21 protein-coding genes are annotated in these 19,350 nt (G+C 66.9%); 10 read left to right on the top strand and 11 right to left on the bottom strand.

Going from position 1 to position 19,350, the window contains the following annotated elements; all coding sequences use genetic code 11:
* Positions 1 to 152 precede the first annotated feature (152 nt).
* Positions 153 to 1,145, top strand: coding sequence for a phosphotransferase family protein (locus tag JDV09_RS14280; protein WP_221369919.1), 993 nt, complete (start codon positions 153 to 155; stop codon positions 1,143 to 1,145).
* 7 nt (positions 1,146 to 1,152) lie between these two features.
* Positions 1,153 to 2,118 carry an NADPH:quinone oxidoreductase family protein gene (locus tag JDV09_RS14285; protein WP_221369798.1) on the top strand — a complete coding sequence of 322 codons (966 nt, stop codon included), beginning with the start codon at positions 1,153 to 1,155 and terminating at the stop codon, positions 2,116 to 2,118.
* A 13-nt stretch (positions 2,119 to 2,131) separates the two neighbouring features.
* On the opposite strand, the gene JDV09_RS14290 is transcribed toward JDV09_RS14285, so the two are convergent.
* The 3 genes from JDV09_RS14290 to JDV09_RS14300 form a co-directional block, all read right to left on the bottom strand.
* Entirely contained in the window at positions 2,132 to 2,638 is a 507-nt protein-coding gene (locus tag JDV09_RS14290) for a hypothetical protein (protein WP_221369799.1), read from the bottom strand.
* Positions 2,635 to 3,258, bottom strand: a complete 624-nt coding sequence (locus JDV09_RS14295; protein WP_221369800.1) for a TetR/AcrR family transcriptional regulator — start codon at positions 3,256 to 3,258, stop codon at positions 2,635 to 2,637. The genes JDV09_RS14290 and JDV09_RS14295 overlap by 4 nt, the downstream gene beginning before the upstream one ends.
* Before the next feature lie 221 nt (positions 3,259 to 3,479).
* Positions 3,480 to 4,103 (bottom strand): TetR/AcrR family transcriptional regulator, encoded by a 624-nt coding sequence (locus tag JDV09_RS14300; protein ID WP_221369801.1) that lies wholly within the window; start codon positions 4,101 to 4,103, stop codon positions 3,480 to 3,482.
* Between the two features lie 100 nt (positions 4,104 to 4,203).
* Between JDV09_RS14300 and JDV09_RS14305 the strand changes: the two genes are divergently transcribed.
* From JDV09_RS14305 to JDV09_RS14320, 4 genes are read left to right on the top strand one after another with little or no spacing between them, the layout of a single operon-like run.
* Entirely contained in the window at positions 4,204 to 5,034 is an 831-nt protein-coding gene (locus JDV09_RS14305; RefSeq protein WP_221369802.1) for a mycofactocin-coupled SDR family oxidoreductase, read from the top strand.
* Complete coding sequence (locus JDV09_RS14310; RefSeq protein ID WP_221369803.1) at positions 5,031 to 5,834, top strand: mycofactocin-coupled SDR family oxidoreductase; 804 nt, start codon at positions 5,031 to 5,033, stop codon at positions 5,832 to 5,834. Before JDV09_RS14305 ends, JDV09_RS14310 begins: the two co-directional genes overlap by 4 nt.
* A gap of 27 nt (positions 5,835 to 5,861) precedes the next feature.
* Complete coding sequence (locus tag JDV09_RS14315) at positions 5,862 to 6,671, top strand: carboxymuconolactone decarboxylase family protein (RefSeq protein ID WP_308124133.1); 810 nt, start codon at positions 5,862 to 5,864, stop codon at positions 6,669 to 6,671.
* Positions 6,644 to 8,131 (top strand): aldehyde dehydrogenase family protein, encoded by a 1,488-nt coding sequence (locus tag JDV09_RS14320; protein ID WP_221369804.1) that lies wholly within the window; start codon positions 6,644 to 6,646, stop codon positions 8,129 to 8,131. The genes JDV09_RS14315 and JDV09_RS14320 overlap by 28 nt, the downstream gene beginning before the upstream one ends.
* 536 nt (positions 8,132 to 8,667) lie before the next feature.
* On the opposite strand, the gene JDV09_RS14325 is transcribed toward JDV09_RS14320, so the two are convergent.
* Positions 8,668 to 8,979: a hypothetical protein gene (locus JDV09_RS14325; protein ID WP_221369805.1), complete on the bottom strand. Its 312-nt coding sequence runs from the start codon at positions 8,977 to 8,979 to the stop codon at positions 8,668 to 8,670.
* Positions 8,936 to 10,216: a cytochrome P450 gene (locus JDV09_RS14330; protein ID WP_221369806.1), complete on the bottom strand. Its 1,281-nt coding sequence runs from the start codon at positions 10,214 to 10,216 to the stop codon at positions 8,936 to 8,938. The genes JDV09_RS14325 and JDV09_RS14330 overlap by 44 nt, the downstream gene beginning before the upstream one ends.
* Before the next feature lie 245 nt (positions 10,217 to 10,461).
* On the opposite strand from JDV09_RS14330, the gene JDV09_RS14335 reads away from it, so the two are divergent.
* The 4 genes from JDV09_RS14335 (at position 10,462) to JDV09_RS14350 (ending at position 12,881) form a co-directional block, all read left to right on the top strand.
* Positions 10,462 to 11,070, top strand: coding sequence for a TetR/AcrR family transcriptional regulator (locus tag JDV09_RS14335; protein WP_221369807.1), 609 nt, complete (start codon positions 10,462 to 10,464; stop codon positions 11,068 to 11,070).
* Between the two features lie 177 nt (positions 11,071 to 11,247).
* Positions 11,248 to 12,087, top strand: coding sequence for a mycofactocin-coupled SDR family oxidoreductase (locus JDV09_RS14340; RefSeq protein ID WP_221369808.1), 840 nt, complete (start codon positions 11,248 to 11,250; stop codon positions 12,085 to 12,087).
* A 195-nt stretch (positions 12,088 to 12,282) separates the two neighbouring features.
* The gene (locus JDV09_RS14345) at positions 12,283 to 12,477 is read left to right on the top strand and encodes a hypothetical protein (protein WP_221369809.1); all 195 of its coding nucleotides are present in this window, start codon (positions 12,283 to 12,285) and stop codon (positions 12,475 to 12,477) included.
* Positions 12,468 to 12,881, top strand: coding sequence for a PIN domain nuclease (locus JDV09_RS14350; RefSeq protein WP_221369810.1), 414 nt, complete (start codon positions 12,468 to 12,470; stop codon positions 12,879 to 12,881). The genes JDV09_RS14345 and JDV09_RS14350 overlap by 10 nt, the downstream gene beginning before the upstream one ends.
* 92 nt (positions 12,882 to 12,973) lie before the next feature.
* Here JDV09_RS14350 and JDV09_RS14355 read toward each other — a convergent pair whose 3' ends face one another.
* From JDV09_RS14355 to JDV09_RS14380, 6 genes are read right to left on the bottom strand one after another with little or no spacing between them, the layout of a single operon-like run.
* Positions 12,974 to 14,122, bottom strand: coding sequence for an acyl-CoA dehydrogenase family protein (locus tag JDV09_RS14355; protein WP_221369811.1), 1,149 nt, complete (start codon positions 14,120 to 14,122; stop codon positions 12,974 to 12,976).
* 20 nt (positions 14,123 to 14,142) lie between these two features.
* On the bottom strand, positions 14,143 to 15,288 hold the full coding sequence (locus JDV09_RS14360) for a thiolase family protein (RefSeq protein ID WP_221369812.1): 1,146 nt from the start codon (positions 15,286 to 15,288) through the stop codon (positions 14,143 to 14,145).
* 5 nt (positions 15,289 to 15,293) lie between these two features.
* The gene (locus JDV09_RS14365; RefSeq protein ID WP_221369813.1) at positions 15,294 to 16,103 is read right to left on the bottom strand and encodes an enoyl-CoA hydratase/isomerase family protein; all 810 of its coding nucleotides are present in this window, start codon (positions 16,101 to 16,103) and stop codon (positions 15,294 to 15,296) included.
* Entirely contained in the window at positions 16,096 to 17,331 is a 1,236-nt protein-coding gene (locus JDV09_RS14370; protein WP_308124134.1) for a CaiB/BaiF CoA transferase family protein, read from the bottom strand. Before JDV09_RS14370 ends, JDV09_RS14365 begins: the two co-directional genes overlap by 8 nt.
* A gap of 4 nt (positions 17,332 to 17,335) precedes the next feature.
* Entirely contained in the window at positions 17,336 to 18,091 is a 756-nt protein-coding gene (locus JDV09_RS14375) for an SDR family NAD(P)-dependent oxidoreductase (protein WP_221369815.1), read from the bottom strand.
* Positions 18,092 to 18,107: 16 nt separating this feature from the next.
* Positions 18,108 to 19,286 carry an acyl-CoA dehydrogenase family protein gene (locus JDV09_RS14380; protein WP_372452920.1) on the bottom strand — a complete coding sequence of 393 codons (1,179 nt, stop codon included), beginning with the start codon at positions 19,284 to 19,286 and terminating at the stop codon, positions 18,108 to 18,110.
* Positions 19,287 to 19,350 lie beyond the last annotated feature (64 nt).

Consider the following 19,350-nt stretch of genomic DNA (forward strand, 5'->3'; position numbering starts at 1 on the left):
GTGGGGAACCTGTGAGCGAACACGTCGACACCGCGGGGCAGGCCCCGCAATCGGACACCGCGGGGCAGGCCCCGCAATCGGACACCGCGGGGCAGGCCCCGCAATCGGACACCGCGGCCCCGCAGTTGGATACCGCGCGGCTCGCCGACTGGATGGATTCGGCCGCACTACCGGGCAAGGGCGAGCCCCTGACGGCGCGGTTCCTGTCCGGCGGCACCCAGAACGTCATCTACGAGATCAACCGGGGCGAGCAGCGGTGCGTGCTGCGAATGCCGCCCCCGGGCGCCCCCGCCGACCGCGACAAGGGCATCCTGCGGGAATGGCGGATCATCGAGGCGCTCGACGGCACCGAGGTGCCCCACACGGCGGCTGTCGGCGTCTGCGACGACGCGTCGGTGCTGGGCCGGCCGTTCTACCTGATGGGGTTCGTCGACGGCTGGTCGCCGATGGACACCCACGGCCGCTGGCCGGAGCCCTTCAACAGCGACCTGTCCCTGCGTCCCGGCCTGAGTTACCAACTGGCCGAGGGCATCGCGCTGCTGTCCAAGGTCGATTGGCGCGCGAGGGGACTGCAGGATCTGGGCCGCCCCGAGGGCTTTCACGAACGCCAGGTGGACCGCTGGACCGCCTTCCTGCAGCGGATCAAGCAGCGCGATCTGCCCGGTCTGGACGCAGCCACCGACTGGCTGCGGGCGCACAAGCCGCTGGACTTCGTCCCCGGCCTGATGCACGGCGACTACCAGTTCGCCAACGTCATGTACCACCACGGCGCACAGGCCCGGATGGCCGCGATCGTGGACTGGGAGATGGGCACCGTCGGTGACCCGAAGCTCGATCTGGCGTGGATGGTGCAGTCCTGGCCCGCGGACACCGCCAATCCGGAGCCGTCGGAGATGGGTTACGTCGACATGCGGGGCATGCCGTCGCGCGACGAGGTCGTCGCCCATTACGCCGCGGTGTCCGGACGCCAGGTCGATGACCTGGATTACTACCTGGTGCTGGCGAAGTGGAAGCTGGCCATCGTGCTCGAGCAGGGTTTCCAGCGCGCCGGCGACGACGAGAAGCTGCTGGCCTTCGGACCCGTCGTGACGGCCCTGATGGCCTCGGCCGCCGAACTGGCCGAGTCCACCGACTACCGGGGCTAGCACGTCCATGCGTGCCGCGGTCTGCCCGCACTACGGGCCACCGGAGGTGGTGCAGGTGGTGGAGCACACCGCACCGGCGGCCGGACCCGGCCAGGTCGGCGTGCGGGTGGACGCCGCGGCGGTCAACTATCCCGATGTCCTGCTGGTCGCGAACTCCTACCAGATCAGTGTGCCGCCACCGTTTGTCCCGGGCAGCGAGTTCGCCGGCGTCGTCGATGAACTCGGCTCGGGCGTGACGGCTTTCGCCATCGGCGACCGGGTGACCGGGACCGGCCTGTTCGGCGCCTTCGCCGAGCGGGTCGTCGTGGAGACGGCGAGCCTGTCACCCATTCCCGACGGCATCGATGCCCGTACCGCGGCGGCCTCCGGCGTCGCGCACCGCACCGCCTATCACACCCTGCGGTCGATGGCGCGGGTGTCCGCCGGCGACGAGCTCGTCGTACTCGGTGCGGGTGGCGGCGTGGGCCTGGCGGCGGTCCAGCTCGGCGTGGCGCTCGGCGCGCATGTCACCGCGGTCGCCTCATCGGATGAAAAGCTTGAGGTGGCAGGCAATTACGGCGCCCGACGGCTGATCAACCACCGCCATGCGGAGCTACGCTCGGCGTTGCGCGATGCGCTGCCCGACGGCGCGGATGCGGTCGTCGACCCGGTCGGCGGTGAACTCTCCGAGCCCGCTCTGCGATCACTGCGGCGCGGTGGCCGCTTCGTCACGGTCGGCTACGCATCCGGTGTGATTCCCCGCATTCCGCTGAACCTCGTGCTGGTCAAGGGCATTCACATACTGGGGTTCCAGTTCCGGGACGTCGCGCCCGAGGAGTTCGAGCGCAACGAGCGCGAGCTGCACGCGCTGCTGACCAGCGGCCGCGTCACACCCCACATCGGTGCCGTGTTCCCGCTCGACGACACCGTCGGGGCGCTGCGCCTGGTCGGCGACGGCAAAGCGATCGGCAAGGTGCTGATCGAGATGGGCTGACGCCGGGAGCCCCTCAGCTCGCGGGCACCAGGTCCGACGCCACCGACGGGCGCGCCATCACTCCGCACAGAAACGTCTCGGTATCCCCGACCGACGTGTCCCGCGTGTCGGCCGCCGCCAAGGCCTGCGTCTTGAACGCCCGGGCCGCCGCGCTGAGCTGGTGCTGGACCGATCCCACCGTGCTGTGCAGTTCCTCAGGGCACTGTCCGCCCCACAGCGTCACCTCGGTCAGCCCCTGGTCGAGCGCGTTGAGCACACCCTGTCGAACACGCTCATCCCGGGAGAACATGTCGGCCGCCACCGCGACGGTCTGCGGATGTGGGCGGTCGGTCCACTCCCCCAGCGCCGTTTCCAGGTCGTGGGTGCCGACGCCGAGGATCTCCAACGGGCGGGTGTCCTCACAGTCGGCGATCAACACGGTCACATCCCAGCCGGCCATCACCCGATCGACCAGCCAGCCACCGGCGAAACTCACGACCTCCGCCACCGAGGGCGCCACCACGTCGAGTCGATACCTCATCTCATGCTCCTGTCCACCGGCATGAAGTCCCGGGCCAGCATTTCGGCGTACCCCTTGAACACCTCGACGAGGGGAATTGAAGGATCGAGCAGCCATGCGGTCTCCATTCCGTTGACGAATGCCAGGATCTCGACGGCCTTTGCCGACGGATCGAAGTCGTTGCGGTAGCGCCCCTTGTCCTGCGCGCGGCCGATGAGCCCCGCGACGATGTCGACCGCCTCCTGCTGGCGCACCTTGAGGCGGTCGTGGAGCGGCGCGTCGGGCGAGATGTTCTCCACCAGGAGCACGGTGAACGTCCCGACGAGTTCTGGGGCGCGGTGAAAACGCTCGGCGACCCGGCAGATCTCCGCGACGAGGTCGCCGGTGCGGTCGGCATGCAGGTCGTCGTCCAGATCGCGGGCGTCGAGCACGGCATTGAGCAGCTGTTCTTTGGATTCGAAGTGGTGCAGCAGCCCTGCTGGAGTGACGCCCGCTTCACGGGCGATCTGGGCCAGCGAGGTGTTCCGCCAGCCGTTGCGGGCCAGCAGCCGCTCGGCCACCGCGAGAATGCGCTGTTTGCGATCCTCGCCCTTGGCGAGGAGCGTCGCGTACGGCCTGGCCGCCGCCTGGGGTGCGGACACCAAACTCCTTCGTTCAAACCAACCTAGTGAACACACAGTAGGTAGGTTTGGCGGCTGTGACAAGGGTCGCACTTAACAATCTTGTGCACGATTGTCACGGCGCAGGTCAGCGGGCATGCGGCGGTCAGGGCCGCTGTGACGGGTGTGGCCGGCGGGAGCGCCGCCCAGTATCCGATGATCGAATTGCCCGCACGCCGCAGCCTCGAGGAGCGGTGGCAGATTCAGGCCGAGTTCGAACACCTCTTGACCGACTGGCCAACCGACTCGGTCCGCGCCGCCTCGTAGCCACGGGTCAACCAATACACCGTCCGGTCCAGGATGGGGAGGATGTCGGTGACGGCGATCTCGCCCGCCGAGAACCGGCCGAGCAGGCCGTAGATCACGCTGGTGACAACGACGTTGAGGTCGTCGGCGAACTCATCATCGACACCGGCGAGGACTTCCATCCCGGCCGGGGCGACCATTTCCAACCCGAAGCGAAACAGCTTCTGCCCGTTAGGCGATGACCGTACCCGAAAGTAGGCCACGAGCATCTCCGGATGGCTCTCCCAGGGTTCGAAGATAGTGCGGAACAGCCCCATCAACGCGTCATACAGCGATGCGCCGGGTTGCCGCCCATGCACGGCGATGCCCGCGTACCGGTGCTGCCGCGTCCAGTACTCCAGTGCGGCCAAGATCAGGTCGTCGCGCGTCGGACAGCGCTTGTAGATGGTGGCCAGCGACGTCTTCGCCCTGCGGGCCACCTCGCGCAGTTGGACCGCGTCGTAGCCCTCGGTTTCGAGAATCTCGACGACGACATCGAGCAGTCGGTCGCCGTGTTGCCCGGGTACCGAAGGTTGGGTCATCGCCTCTTGCCCTCTCGTACGTAACGTGGTTACTCTAACCTGAGTAACTCGGTTACTCAGGTTCGCGAAGCTCCTGAGCACAGCAACGAAGCGAGGAAAAGTGGGGTCTCTGGACGGCAAGGTCGCCTTCATCACGGGTGTCGCCCGTGGTCAGGGCCGCAGTCACGCGGTGCGGCTGGCCGCCGACGGCGCGAGCATCATCGGCGTCGACATCTGCGCGGACATCGAGTCCAACGGCTATCCGATGGCCTCCCGCGCGGAACTCGACGAGACGGTCGCGTTGGTCGAGGCGGCCGGCGGGAAGATCCTCGGGTCGGTGGCCGATGTGCGCGACTTCCAAGCCGTCAAATCCGCGCTCGATGCCGGCGTGGAACAGTTCGGGCGCCTGGACATCGTGTGCGCCAACGCCGGCATCGCGCCGACGGCCTTCCGTGAGACCAGTATCGAGGAAGACCTGCAGATGTGGACCGATGTGGTCGACGTGAACCTGGTCGGGTCGTTTCATACCGCGAAGGCGGCGATCCCGCATCTGATCGCCGGCGAGCGCGGCGGATCGATCGTTTTCACCAGCTCGACAGCCGGGCTCAAGGGATTCGGCGGCATGCAGGGCGGCGGCCTCGGTTATGCCGCCTCCAAACACGGCATCGTCGGGCTGATGCGCACCCTGGCCAACGCCCTTGCGCCATACAGTATCCGGGTCAACACCGTGCATCCGACCGCGGTCAACACCATGATGGCAGTCAACCCGCAGATGACCGCGTTCCTGGAACATTATCCCGACGGTGGCCCGCACCTACAGAACCCGATGCCGGTGGGCATGCTCGAACCCGAAGACATCAGCGCGGCAATCGCCTACCTGGTGTCGGACGCGGCCAGGTACGTGACCGGGGTGACCTTCCCGGTCGACGCCGGCTTCTGCAACAAGCTATGAGCGGGCGCGTCGAGGGCAAGCGGGTCCTGATCACCGGCGCCGCCCGCGGCATGGGCCGCAGCCACGCCGTGCGGCTGGCCGAGGAGGGCGCCGACCTGATCCTGGTCGACATCTGTGAGTCGTTGCCCGCGGTCGAATACCCATTGGCCACCTCCGATGACCTCGCCGAGACCGCGTGCCTGGTCCGGGAGCACGGGCGCCGCGTGGTCACCCATATCGTCGACGTGCGCGATGAAGCGGGGTTGACGGCGGCGGTCGACGATGGGGTGGCCCAGTTGGGTGGGCTGGACGCGTCGGTGGCCAATGCGGGTGTGCTGACCGGCGGCACCTGGGACACCACCACCGCGCAGCAGTGGCGCACCGTGGTCGATGTGAACCTGATCGGCGCCTGGAACACCTGCCGGGCCGCGATCCCCCATCTGGTCGACCGGGGCGGCAGCCTGATCAACGTCAGTTCGGCGGCCGGCATCAAGGGCTCACCCCTGCACACCCCCTACACCGCGTCCAAACACGGGGTGGTCGGGATGAGCAACGCGCTGGCCAATGAACTTGCCGAATTGAACATCCGGGTCAACACGGTGCACCCGACCGGCGTGCCGACCGGCATGCAGCCGACGACGCTGCACTCGCTGCTGCACGAGCAGCGGGCCGACCTGGGGCCGATCTTCCAGAACGCGCTGCCGATCGTGATGGCCGAGGCCATCGACATCAGCAACGCGGTGCTGTTCCTGGTGTCCGACGAGGCCCGCTATATCACCGGCCTGGAGTTCAAGGTCGATGCCGGCGTCACGATCCGCTGAACCCGGCAAGCAAGAAAAGAGTTTGATGTGACCACATTTGACACCGAGCGACGGGAACGAGGCCGGCAGGCATTCGCCGAGATCATGACGTTCCCGGCACCCGAGGACACTTCGCCGGCGACGACACAACTGCTGGATTTCGTGTTCGCCGAGGTGTGGCGACGGCCCGGCCTGACCCGCCGGGAACGCCGCTTCGTCACGCTGCCCTGCGTCGCTGCGGCCGACGCCGACCAACCGTTGCGCGACCACGTCTACGCCGCGCTGAACAGCGGCGACCTGTCCATCGTCGAGATGCAGGAAACCGTGCTGCATTTCGCGGTGTACGCGGGCTGGCCGAAAGCCTCCTGGTTCAACATGATCGTCGACGAGCAGTGGGAGCGCATCCACCGCGAGCGGGGCCTGTCGGTGCCCGCGCCGGAACCGTTGTCGCCCTTGGCCACACCGAGTGACCCCGAAGCGCGTATCGCCGGTGGCGAGCGATCGTTCAAGGACATCAACTGCCTGGAGTACGCCCCGATCCGGGACAACCCCTATCACGGGGCCGGCATCCTCAACTTCGTCTTCGGAGAGATGTGGCAGCGGCCAGGTCTCGGGATGAAGGAACGGCGCCTGATCACCGTCGCATGCGTGGCCTTTCAGGACGCCGCCTACCCGATCCTGAGCCACGTCTATGCCGCGATGAAGAGCCGGGATGTGTCATTCGATGAAATGGACGAGCTGGCATTGCATTTCGCCGCCCACTATGGCTGGCCGAAAGGTTCCAACCTCAACCAGGTCATCGCCGAGCAGCAACAGCGGGTGCTGCAGGAATGGGCTGCCGAAGGAGCCGCGCCGTGACGCCGGTCGTTCTGCCGGCACAGACCGTCGGGCTGCTGGTCGGAACCGACCGCATCACGGCGACGTCTGCCGACCGGCACGCACACATCTACCCCGCCACCGGAGCCCCGAACGCGACGGTCGCACTGGCCGGCGCCCCCGAGATCGACCACGCCGTCGGTGTGGCGAAGGACGCTCAGCGACAGTGGATGGCGCTCGGTGTCGATGGGCGCCGCGACGCGTTGATCGACCTGGCCGATGTGGTGCACGCGCATCTCGACGACCTCGCCGAACTCAACACCCGCGACTACGGGGTTCCGATCTCGTTCGCCGGCAACGCAATCCTGCTGGAGCAGTTCCTGCGGCACTTCGCCGGATATGTCGACAAACCGCACGGGTCGAGCACACCGGTCAGCGGCAGCTCCGACGTCAACCTGATCGAGCGCGAACCGTACGGGGTGATCGGCGTGGTCGCCCCGTGGAACGGCTCACTGGTCGTGGCAGCCTCCTGCGTCGCGCCAGCGTTGGCGGCGGGAAACGCCTTGGTGTTCAAGCCCTCCGAGCTGGCACCTCTGGCCGCCCTGCGGTTCGGCGAACTCTGCCTCGAAGCGGGCATTCCGCCTGGCTTGGTGAACATCGTCCCCGGTGCCGCTGACGGGGGTGATGCCCTGGTGCGTCACCCCGGAATCGGCAAGATCCACTTCACCGGCGGCGACCAGACCGCCCGCACGGTACTGAAGGCGGCCGCCGATAACCTGACACCCGTCGTCACCGAACTCGGCGGCAAGTCGGCGAGCATCGTCTTCGCCGACGCCGACCTGGACACCGCCGCGGCATTGTCGGCGCACCAGGGCCCGCTGATGCAGTCCGGGCAGAGCTGCGCGTGCGCCAGCCGCATCCTGGTGCACGATTCGGTCTACGACGCCTTCGCCGAGCGATTCCTCGCCGCCATCGGCGCCTCGCGTGTCGGCGACCCGCTGGACCCCACGGTCACCTTCGGGCCGGTCATCTCTGCCGCGTCTGCCGACCGCATACTCGCGGCGGTCGACCAGGCCGTCGACGAACGTGCCGGTGAACTACTCACCGGCGGGCGTCGCCTCACCGAAGGTGCACTCGCACAGGGCTACTACGTCGAACCGACGGTGCTCGGCGATGTCGACAACCGCTCGGCGCTGACACAGACGGAGACCTTCGGGCCGGTGGTCTCCCTTATCCGGTTCAACGACGACGCCGACGCCGTCCGGATCGCCAACGACACCCCTTACGGCCTGAACGGCTTCATGCACACCCGTGACCTCGCCCGCGCCCACACGGTGGCCCGGCAACTGGAATCCGGTTCGGTGTGGATCAACCAGCTGTCCCGGATCTCCCCGCAGGGCCCCTACGGCGGTTACAAGCACAGCGGCGCCGGCCGCACCGGCGGTCTCGAGGGCCTGCAGGAATTCCAGCAGGTCAAGAACATCCGTATCGGGCTGGGCTGACAGACTGCGATCGTGTTCCGCGCGCTACGGCAACGCGTCGCGGCATCGACATATCACCCGGAGCTACGGCACAACACCCGGTTCCTGCCCAACACCCTGCTCACGCGGGCCACGGTCAGGGTCTTCCGCCGGATTCCGCGGCGCGAGCGACCTCATCCGAATACCGGTGTGTGACCACCTTGCCTTCAGGACCGCAGACGAAACCGCCGTGATGTCACGGCCCTCGACCCGCCCGCTGGCAGGACTACGTGGGGTGCGCAGATTGCGCAACCCCACGTACCTCTGTCTATTCGCCGCTCGATTTAATCGTCGCGTTACGCCCCGCTCTTGGCGGTCTCTGCCTTCTCTGGATCGGGGATGGACTGGGTGTCGCCATCGAGGGTCGAGGTGATGTGCCCTGTCACCGACTGGGTGAACTCATTGACCACAGCGTCGGCATCCAGGTTCCCTCGGTTGGCGCCGGTGGCGTCTGTGACATCGATATCGGCGAGGTAGGTAACGCTGCTTTGGCTCGGTCCGTAGATCGCCGATTCGGTTCAATTGAGGATCAGCCCATCCCCGTTGACGTAGTTGGTGTAGGTGACCGTGCGGGTTGTCTGGAACGTCGTCGGATTGACAACCTCGCTGACCACCGCCGCGCCACCGAGCGCGCCCTCATAGGTTCCAGTCGGCGGCAGCGGCGTCGTCTTGGCGACGTATGTGCTGAGCTCAGGGAACGCCGACGGGTCGAAGATCGTCGTGGTATCGCCGTGGCCCAGACCGCGCCGAGCGCGAGCTCCGCGGCCGAATAGCGCGCTGCTCGCGCTACGGCGCGCGATCGAATTCGATGTGCAGTTCGGTGAGACCACGCAGCAGGAACGTCGGCTCATAGGCATAGTTGTGCGCACCGACCCGACCGTGGAACGCCTCGTCGATGCGGACCTCGCTCATCCGGTCCAGTAGTCGGCGCACGGTGATCTGGCCCTCGACCCGGGCGAGCGGCGCACCGGCGCAGGTGTGGATACCCCGCCCGAATGCGATGTGCTCGCGGACGTTCTTGCGGTCGGGCCGGAACTCGTGCGGATCGTCGAACTTGCGCGGGTCACGATTGGCCGCACCCAGGCACAGCATCACGACTGTTCCAGCCGGCAGGTGCACACCACCCAACTCGGTGGTCCTGCGGACCAGGCGGAAATCGACCTTCGTGGGCGAGTGCATCCGCAACGCTTCCTCGATGAACGTCGCTACGCCGGAAGGGTTTTCACGCAACCTCTGCTGGTGCTCGGGATGGTCCCCCAGCACCTGCACCGCAGCGGACAACACCTTGGTGACCGTCTCCTGACCGGCGGCGAACAGGAACGTCGCGGGTTTGACGAGTTCGATCAGCTCGGGTGTCGACCCGTCGGGGTAGAGCGCGGCCGCCATACCGGACAGGACGTCGTCACGCGGTTCAGCGCGCCGGGCGGCCAGATAACCGGCAAACTTGTCATCGAGATATTGCAGCGGGTCCAACGCCACCGGTTGGCCATCGAGGGCACCGACCCGGGTGCCCTCTGGGCGCTCGGCGCCCAGGGCGGCGAGAAACTCGGGGCGGTCCTCTTCCGGTACGCCGAGCAGGTCGATGATGGCCGAGGTTGCGAAAGGTTTGGCGTACTCGGACAGGAATTCACAGCGGCCGTTGTCGATGAACTGGTCGATCTGCTGATCGACCAGTTGCCACATGAAGTCCTCGTTCTCTTTAAGGCGCCGCGGTGTGAGCAGTTTGCTCAGCAGCGAGCGGGCCTTCTCGTGCGCCGGCGGATCCATCACGACCATGTGCTCGTGGATGGGGAATTCGTGGCGATGCGCTTCGATCTGCTCACTGATGTCATCGCCCTCGGGCGTGAAGGGCAATGGCGGGAAGGGACCGCCGATGGCGTTGACGGCCGAGAACGTCGCATGGTCCTTGAATGCCGCCATCACCTCCTGGTAACCGGTGACTGCGACTACCCCCTGATGATGCTCCCGGAAGACCGGGTTCTGCTCGCGCAGGTAATCGAAGTAGGCGTAGGGATCCTGGGCGATCGCCGGGTCGGAGAAGAAGTCGACGTTGGCCAGATCGGTCATGAACGTGGCTGTCCTTTCGGTCCCGAACTCAGTTCCTGCAAAGTTGTGTCGTCAGTCTTCGACGCGTGCCCTTCGCACAACTGCGGATCGACCGACACTCGTCTATTGATGGTCGACATCGCAGACCGCCATTCTTGTCATCCATTCTCATCGAAACTGATCGACCGACCAAATTGTTAGTATGCTGCATACTTACCACGGCGCCGGATCAACGGTCAAGCAATCGAACGGCAGGAGCGCACCGAATGGCGGCACCCCGCAAGGCCCGGCCCGCGGACAACGGTGCACGCATGCGCCTGCTCGAGGCCACGGCGAAAATCATGCGCGACGAAGGCTACGCCGCGGCAACCTCGCGGCGGGTCGCCACCGAGGCCGGTGTCAAACAGGCGCTCGTCTACTACTACTTCCCGTCGATGGACGATCTGTTCGTCGAGGTGCTGCGAGCCGGCGCCGAGGTTTCCCTGGCGCGTATGCGAGATGCGCTCACCGACGACGACCCACTGCTCACGTTGTGGAAGCTGAACAGCGATCTGGGGATGACTGCCCTGAACTCCGAGTTCACCGCGCTTGCCAACCATCGCAAAGCCATCCGCGCCGAACTGAAGGCCTACGCAGAACGGGTGCGTGATATCGAAACCGCCGCCGTCACCGTTGCGCTGCGCGCCAGGGGGATCGACCTCGAGGCCTACCCGCCGGTGGCGGTGTCCATGCTGATCGCACAGACGGCGCGCAGCCTGTGCAACGAGGATGCCGTCGGGGTCACGCTCGGACATCGGGAACTGCGCGATTTCATCGAGCGACAACTGCGCCTTCTGGGCGCACCGGCGCAGGATACGACGGGCTCCGGGCGGTAGGCGCTGGGCACCCGCGGCCACATCGCCGATCCGGACCCGAACGCGATTCGCGCAGCCGCTATTGACAGCCGCGCAACAAACTGCCAACCTTGCTGATCGATCGACCAAATTGCCAAGGAGGGCCGCAGCCGGGCAGAGCAGGTCTTCAGGCGGTCTGAGAGAAGAGGTGGTTCCCCAATGGGCGGACGGGTAGAGGGCAAGGTCGCATTCGTCACCGGTGCGGCGCGCGGACAGGGCCGCAGCCATGCGGTCCGACTGGCCGAAGAGGGCGCCGACATCATCGCGGTCGACGTGTGCGGGCCGATCAGCCCCGACAGCCAGATCGCACCGTCGAACCCCGATGACCTCGCCCAGACCGCGGACCTGGTCAAGAACCTGGACCGGCGCATCATCACCGCGCAGGTCGACGTCCGGGATTACGACGCGCTGGCGGCGGTGGTGGATGGTGGCGTCGAACAGCTCGGACGCCTGGATATCGTGGTCGCCAACGCCGGCATCGGCAACGGCGGCCAGACGCTGGACAGGACCAGCGAAGCCGACTGGGACGACATGATCGGCGTCAATCTCTCCGGCGTCTGGAAGACGGTCAAAGCCGCTGTCCCACACATCCTTTCCGGCGGAAACGGCGGATCGATCGTCCTCACCAGCTCAGTGGGCGGATTGAAGGCCTATCCCCACACCGGGCATTACATCGCCGCCAAACACGGCGTCATCGGGTTGATGCGTACCTTCGCCGTCGAACTCGGCCAGCACTTCATCCGCGTCAACGCCGTCTGCCCCACCAACGTAAACACCCCGATGTTCATGAACGAAGGCACCATGAAACTGTTCCGGCCGGACCTGGAAAGCCCCGGCCCCGACGATCTCGCGGTCGCCGCCCAGTTCATGCACACCCTGCCGATCGGCTGGGTCGAGCCAGACGACATCAGCAACGCGGTGCTGTTCCTGGCTTCCGACGAAGCCCGCTATATCACCGGTGTTCCGCTTCCCGTCGATGCCGGCAGCATGCTCAAGTAGGTGCTGGTGCGGGACCAGAGCAGAAGGTCCGGAGACCGGACTCCATAGGTGGAGCAGTGGCAATCTTCGTCATCGAAACGGCAAATCCCAGAACCAGACGGTGGTCCAGGAATCACGCTCAGCCCTGAAAGTCTGGCCGGGACCTCATTCCAGCTCAGTGTATATATTGTAGACATCCCGATATATACTACCGCGGTGGGAAAGCATCTGATCGATATCGACGAGCAAGCCTTGGAGCAGGCTCGCGTGCAACTGGGCACCTCCACGATCAAGGACACCGTGAACGGCGCCCTGCGAGCAGCTACCGCGCAGCGCAAGCAGCGGGTGACGAACGCCCTGGACGCACTGGCCGCCGCGCCGCTCGACGACCGTGACGACGCATGGCGCTGAGCTACCTACTCGACACAAGCGTCATCAAACGGCTGGCGAACCCCACCGTCCGGCAAGTGGTGCAACCCCTAGCCGAAGCCGGCGAAATCGGCCGTGCTCGCATCACCGATCTCGAGGTCGGATACTCTGCCCGCAACGACCAAGAGTGGGATGAGCTCATCGACGCGTTGAACACGTTCGCCCTGGTCGAGTCGACCGCCGCCCACCACCGCCGCGCGCTGCAAGTCCAACGACTCCTTGCCCAGCGAAGCCAACGAGGGCACAAGATTCCCGACCTACTGATCGCGGCCGCCGGGGAAGAACGCAGCCTGACCGTGCTCCACTACGACGCCGATTTCGACATCATCGCCGCAACCACCGGACAGTCCACCCAGTGGGTAGCTCCCGCAGGAATCATTGACTAACAACTACTTTGAGTGCGATAAGCCCACGCAGGTCAGCAGGCATGCGCCGGCTCGACCCCTGTGACGGGCGTGACCGATGGGGTTCAGGCCCGCTACAGACCGAGCGACTTCGCGATGATGACCTTCATGACCTCGCTGGTCCCCGCGTAAATGCGGGCCACCCGGGCGTCGGTGTATAGCCGGGCGATCGGGTACTCCATCATGTAGCCGTAGCCGCCGAAGAGTTGCAGGCAGCGGTCCACCACGCGCTGCTGCATCTCGGTGCAGAACAGCTTCACCCGGGCCGCATCGGAGCCGGACAGCTCACCTTCGACGTGCAGCGCGACCGCCCGATCGAGCATCGCCTGGGCCGCCTCGACCTCGGTCGAACACGATGCCAGCTCGAACTTGGTGTTCTGAAACGACGCCACCGGGGTGCCGAAGGCCTTGCGGTTCTGCGTGTAGTCGATGGCGGCGGCGATCGCCGAGCGCGCCTGCGCGACCGAGCCCACCGCGACGGTCAGCCGTTCCTGCGCCAGGTTGTGGCCGAGGTAGCCGAACGCCTCGTCCACCTCCCCCAGCACGTTGGCGGCCGGCACCCGGACGTCGACGAAGGACAGCTCCGCGGTGTCCTGAACTTTGCAGCCCATCTTCTCCAGCTCGCGGCCGCGGGTGAAGCCCGCCATGCCGTCCTCGACGACCAGCAGCGTCAGCCCCTTGCGGCGGTTGTCCGGGTCGGTCGACGTCCGCGCGACGACGATGGTCAGGTCGGCCTGCATGCCGCCGGTGATGAACGTCTTGGCGCCGTTGACGATCCAGTCGTCCCCGTCGCGCACCGCGGTGGTGCGCATCCCGGCCAGATCCGAGCCGGTGCCGGGCTCGGTCATCGCGATCGCGGTCAGCAGCGTGCCGGCGGCCAGCCCGGGGAACCACCGCTGACGCTGCTCGGCGTTGGCGTAGTGCAGGAAGTACGGCAGGATCACCTCGAGCTGGGTGCGCACCGTCGACAGCGTCACCAGCGCGCGGGCGGCTTCCTCCTGCAGGACCACGTTGTAGCGGTAGTCGGGCGCACCGCCGCCGCCGTACTCCTCCGGGATGGCCATTCCGAGCATCCCGAGCGACCCCATCTGCTCGAACACCTCACGCGGCATCCGGCCGCCCTTCTCCCAATGCGGATAGTGCGGCACGACCTCCTTGTCGACGAAGTCGCGGGCCAGCTCGCGGAACGCCTCGTGGTCCTCGGTGAACAGATCTCTACGCACTCGGTTTCTTCCTCCAGGTATCAGGCGATCAACTCGACCAGCGTGGCGTTGGCGGTGCCGCCGCCCTCGCACATGGTCTGCAGGCCGTATCGAATCCCGTTGTCGCGCATGTGATTGATCATTCGGGTCATCAGCACCGCACCCGATCCACCCAGCGGGTGGCCGAGCGCGATCGCGCCGCCGAGCGGATTGAGCCGCTCCTCGTCGGCGCCGGTCTCGGCGAGCCAGGCCAGCGGAACCGACGCGAAGGCCTCGTTGACCTCGAACACTCCAACCTCGTCCAGGGCGACCCCGGCCTTGTGCAGCACCTTCTCCGTCGCCGGGATCGGCCCGGTCAGCATCAGCACCGGGTCGGCACCGGTGACCACGCCGGCGCGGTACCGCGCGATCGGGGTCAGCCCCAGCGACACCGCATTGTCCTCGGCCATCACCAGCAGTGCCGCAGCCCCGTCGGAGATCTGCGACGAGTTGCCGGCGTGGATGACGCCGTCCTCCTTGAACGCGGGTTTGAGCCCGGCGAGCTTTTCGACGGTCGTGCCCCGGCGGATACCCTCGTCGGCAACCACCGGCCCCCCGTCGGTCAGCACCGGATGAATCTGGGCCTCGAAGGCACCGCGATCCTGCGCGGCGGCGGCCAACTCGTGCGAGCGGACCGAGTACTCGTCGAGACGGGTACGCGAGAATCCCCACTTCTGCGCGATCAGTTCCGCGGAGATGCCCTGGTTGAAGCTGAAACCGCTGTAGCGGTCCAGGACCTTGGGCCCGTAGGGCATTCCGGTCGAGCGGGCCGCACCCAGCGGCACCCGGCTCATCACCTCGACGCCGCCGGCGACCACCACGTCCTGCTGCCCCGACATCACCGCGTGCACGGCGAAATCGAGCGCCTGCTGGCTGGACCCACACGCCCGGTTGACCGTCGTGCCGGGAATCTTCTCGGGCCAGCCCGCGGCCAGCACCGAGTACCGCCCGATGTTGCTGGACTGGTCGCCGACCTGCGACACACAGCCCCACACCACGTCGTCGATGATCTCGGGGTCGACGCCCGCCCGTTCTACCAGGGCGTTGAGGACCACCGCGGACAGGTCGGCGGCGTGCATCTCCGACAATCCGCCGTTGCGTTTGCCGACCGGTGTGCGGACCGCCTCCACGATCACGGTTTCGCGCATGTTGCTTACTCCGATCCCTTCTCGGTTGTCGATAGATAGGGCGACCAGTCGCCGGTGAACACCGGCTCCCGCTTGCCGGCGAACGCGGCGTACGCCTCCGTCGAGTCGGCCGTCGCGAAGTTCCCAGGCTGGGCGCGGGCCTCGTTGGCGACCGCCTCGCGCAGCGTCGTGCACGCGCCGTCGTTGAGCAACGCCTTGCTCTGCGCCAGCGCGAACGACGGTCCCTGCGCGAGCCGACGGGCCAGGCCCACGACGAACTCGTCGATCTCCTCGGCCGGCCGGACCCAGGTGACCAGCCCCAGCGCATGGGCCTCTTCGGCGTCGATCATGTCGGCCAGCAGCACCAGGCGCTTGGCCTGCTGCAGCCCGACCAGCTTGGGCAGCAGCCATGAGCCTCCGAGGTCGATCGACAACCCCCGCTTCGAGAAGATCTGGCAGAACCGCGATTCCGGGGTGGCGACGACCAGGTCGCAGCCCAACGCCAGGTTCCAGCCGGCACCGACGGCGACACCGGTCACCTTCGCGACGGTCGGTACCGCCAGCTCGTGCAGCGCCAGCGCCACCTCGCTGAGCCTGCGCAGCTTGTGCCGCGGATGAATGGTCTCCCCGGTGCCGACATCGGCACCCGAGCAGAATGCGCCGCCGGCACCGGTGATCACCAACGCCCGCAGGTCGTCTCGCGCCGCCGCGCGCAGCGCGTCGGCCAGTTCTCCCCACAGTTGCGCATCGATCGCGTTGCGCCGGTGCGGACGGTTCAGCGTGAGAGTCCGAACACCTTCGTCGTCGTCGACCAGCAGTACCGGGACGTCACCCATGGTAGGCCGGCCCGATCGCGCCGTCGGCTCGCAGCTGGGCCAATTCCTCTGGCGTCACTCCGAATTCGGTCAGGACGGCATCGGTGTGCTCCCCCAGCCCGGGAATCGCATCCATCGGCTGCTCGAAACCACGAATGACCGGAGGCGGCCGCAACGCCTGGATGTCGCCGTGCGACGTGGCCACCGTGCGCCACCGGTCGCGGGCGGCCAGCTGGGGATGACGGACCACCTCGCTGGGCTTGTTGTAGCGTGAGTTGCCGATACCGGCGTCATCGGCGGTCTTCTGGATCTCGGCGAGATCGTGCTCGGCACACCAGGATCCGATCGCCGCGTCGAGGATCTCGCGATGGGCGCAGCGTCCGGAGTTGGTGGCGAGTCGCGGATCCTCGGCGAGGTCGGGACGGTCGATGATCTCCCTGGCCACCCGCTGCCATTCCCGGTCGTTGGTGGTGCCGAGGACCACCGTCTGGCCGTCGCGGGTGGCGAACGCCCCGTAGGGCGCGACCGCGGGCGAACCGACCCCGAGCGGCTCCTGGTCGATACCAGAATGCTGGGTGTAGGTCAGCGCGTAGCCCATCACGTCGGTCATGACGTCGAACAGGCTCAGCTCGACCGACGGGGCCGGGCCTGCGACCGGGCGGCGGGCACGCCCGTATAGCAGCGCCATGATCGAGATCGCCGCGTACAGACCGGTGGAGAAATCGGCCATCGCCGGCCCGGGCTTCGCCGGCATCCCCGGGTAGCCGGTCACCGCACAGGATCCCGACTCGGCCTGCACGAGCAGGTCGTAGGCGCGCTTGTGGGAGATCGGCCCGCCGGGACCGTATCCGTCGATCTCCACCGGGATGACGTTCGGGTGGCGCTGCGCGAGGTCGGTGGCCGAGATCCCCAGCCGCGCGGTGGCACCCGGCGCGAGGTTGGACACGAATGCGTCGGCCCGGTCGAGCAGTCGGTGCAGCAGTTCCATGCCCGCGGGCGACTTGGTGTTCAGGGTGACCGACTCCTTACCCCGGTTGCACCAGACGAAGTGCGCCGCCAGGCCACCCGGCCCGTTGACGACGTCGTCGTAGTCACGTGCGAAGTCGCCGCCCTTGGGGTTTTCCACCTTGATGACCCGCGCGCCGAAATCGGCCAGCACCCGGGTGCAGATCGGCGCGGCGACGGCCTGCTCCATCGCGACGACGGTGACGCCGGCCAACGGCGCGGTGCTCGGGTCGGGTTGTGTCACGGCTTCACATAACCATGCCGCCATCGACCGGCAGCACCTGCCCGGTGATGTACGACGCGGCATCGGAGGCCATGAACACGAATGCACCGGCGATCTCGGCGGGGTCCGCCCAACGCTTCATCGGGATCCGGTTCATCATGTTGGCCGCGAACTTCTCGTTGGTGCGGATGGTCTCGGTCATCGGCGTGGCCGCCAGTGGAGCCAGCGCGTTCACCGTGATGCCCTTGGTCGCCAGCTCCCGGGCCAGTGACTTGGTGAATCCGATGATGCCGGCCTTGGCCGCCGAGTAGTTGACCTGCCCGAGGGTTCCGGTCAGCCCAGCGGCGGAGGTGACGTTGATGATCCGTCCCGTGCCGCCGGTCGGCAGGTAGGGCAGCGCGGCCTGCGTGACGTTGAACGCGCCCATCACGTGGATGTCGAACAGCAGCCGGAAGGATTCCTGGGTGGTCTTGTCGAACATCGCCGGTTTGGTCACCCCGGCGTTGTTGACGACGATGTGCAGCGCGCCGTCGGCCAGCGCGGCCGCCTGTGCGGCGGCCGCATCGGCGGAATCCCGGTCGGAGACGTCCAGGGCGGCCGACTCCGCCCGCCCACCGGTCTGCGAGATGCGTTCGGCCACCGCGGCGGCGGCATCCTTGTCCAGGTCGGTGACCAGGACCGCGGCCCCCGCGTCGGCGAGCGCGGCGGCGACCGCCGAGCCGATGCCGCCGGCCGCGCCGGTGACCAGCGCAGAACGGCCGGTGAGGTCGAAATAGGTCATCAGTAACGCTCCATCGTCAGTAGCTACGGGGCAGGCCCAGCACGTGTTCACCCAGGAAGTTCAGGATCATCTCCTGGCTGACCGGAGCGATCTTCATCAATCGGGACTCGCGGAAGTAGCGCGAGACGTGGTACTCCTCGGAATAGCCCATGCCGCCGTGCAGCTGCAGGGCACGGTCAGCGGCGCCGAAACCGGCGTCCGCGCACAGATACTTGGCGGTGTTGGCCTCGCGGCCACACGGTTTGCCGTTGTCGTAGAGCCAGGTCGCCTTCCGCAGCACCAACTCGGCGGCGTCGAGCCGGGCCAGCGAATCCGCCAGCGGGAACTGCAGCCCCTGGTTCATGCCGATGGGCCGGTTGAACACGACGCGTTCGTTGCCGTACTTGACGGCCTTCTCCAGCGCGACGCGGCCGATGCCCAGCGCCTCGGCGGCGATCAGCATCCGTTCGGGGTTCAGCCCGTCGAGGATGTACTTGAAACCCTTGCCCTCGTCGCCGACCCGGTGCTCGACCGGCACCATCAGGTCGTCGATGAAGAGTTCGTTCGAGCTCACCGCATTGCGGCCCATCTTCTTGATCGGCCGGATGTCGACGTGGTCGCGGTCCAGGTCGGTCAGGAACAGCGTCATGCCGTCGGTCTTCTTGGCGCCGCGCTTCTCCAGGTCTTCAGGAGACTCGGTACGGGTCAGCAGCAGGATCTTCTCGGACTCCAGGGCCTTGGAGATCCATACCTTGCGGCCGTTGACCCGGTAGTGGTCACCCTCGCGCTTGGCGAACGTGGTGATGCGCGACGTGTCCAGGCCCGCACCGGGTTCGGTGACACCGAAGCAGACGTGCAGGTCACCGTTGACGATACGGGGCAGCGTCGCGGCCTTGAGCTCGTCGGATCCGTGTTTGACCACCGGCTGCATGCCGAAGATCGACAGGTGGATGGCGCTCGCGCCGTTCATCGCCGCCCCCGACCGCGATACCTCTTCGAGGAGCAGGGTGGCCTCGGTGATGCCCAGGCCGTGCCCGCCGTACTCCTCGGGGATCGTCATGCCCAGCCAGCCGCCCTTGGCGATGGCGTCGTAGAACTCCTGCGGGAACTCGTGAGCCTGGTCCTTCTCCATCCAGTAGTGGTCGTCGAACTTGCTCGCCAGCTCCGCGACAGACTTGCGGATCAGCTCCTGATCCTCGGTCAGCTCGAAACTCATGCCACTCGGCATTGCTGTTTCCTCTCGTCCTTCTCACCGCCGAAATGGCATTCCAGCAGGCTCC

It is taken from the genome of Mycolicibacterium xanthum (genome assembly GCF_019710635.1).
GTDB classification, from domain to species: domain Bacteria; phylum Actinomycetota; class Actinomycetes; order Mycobacteriales; family Mycobacteriaceae; genus Mycobacterium; species Mycobacterium xanthum.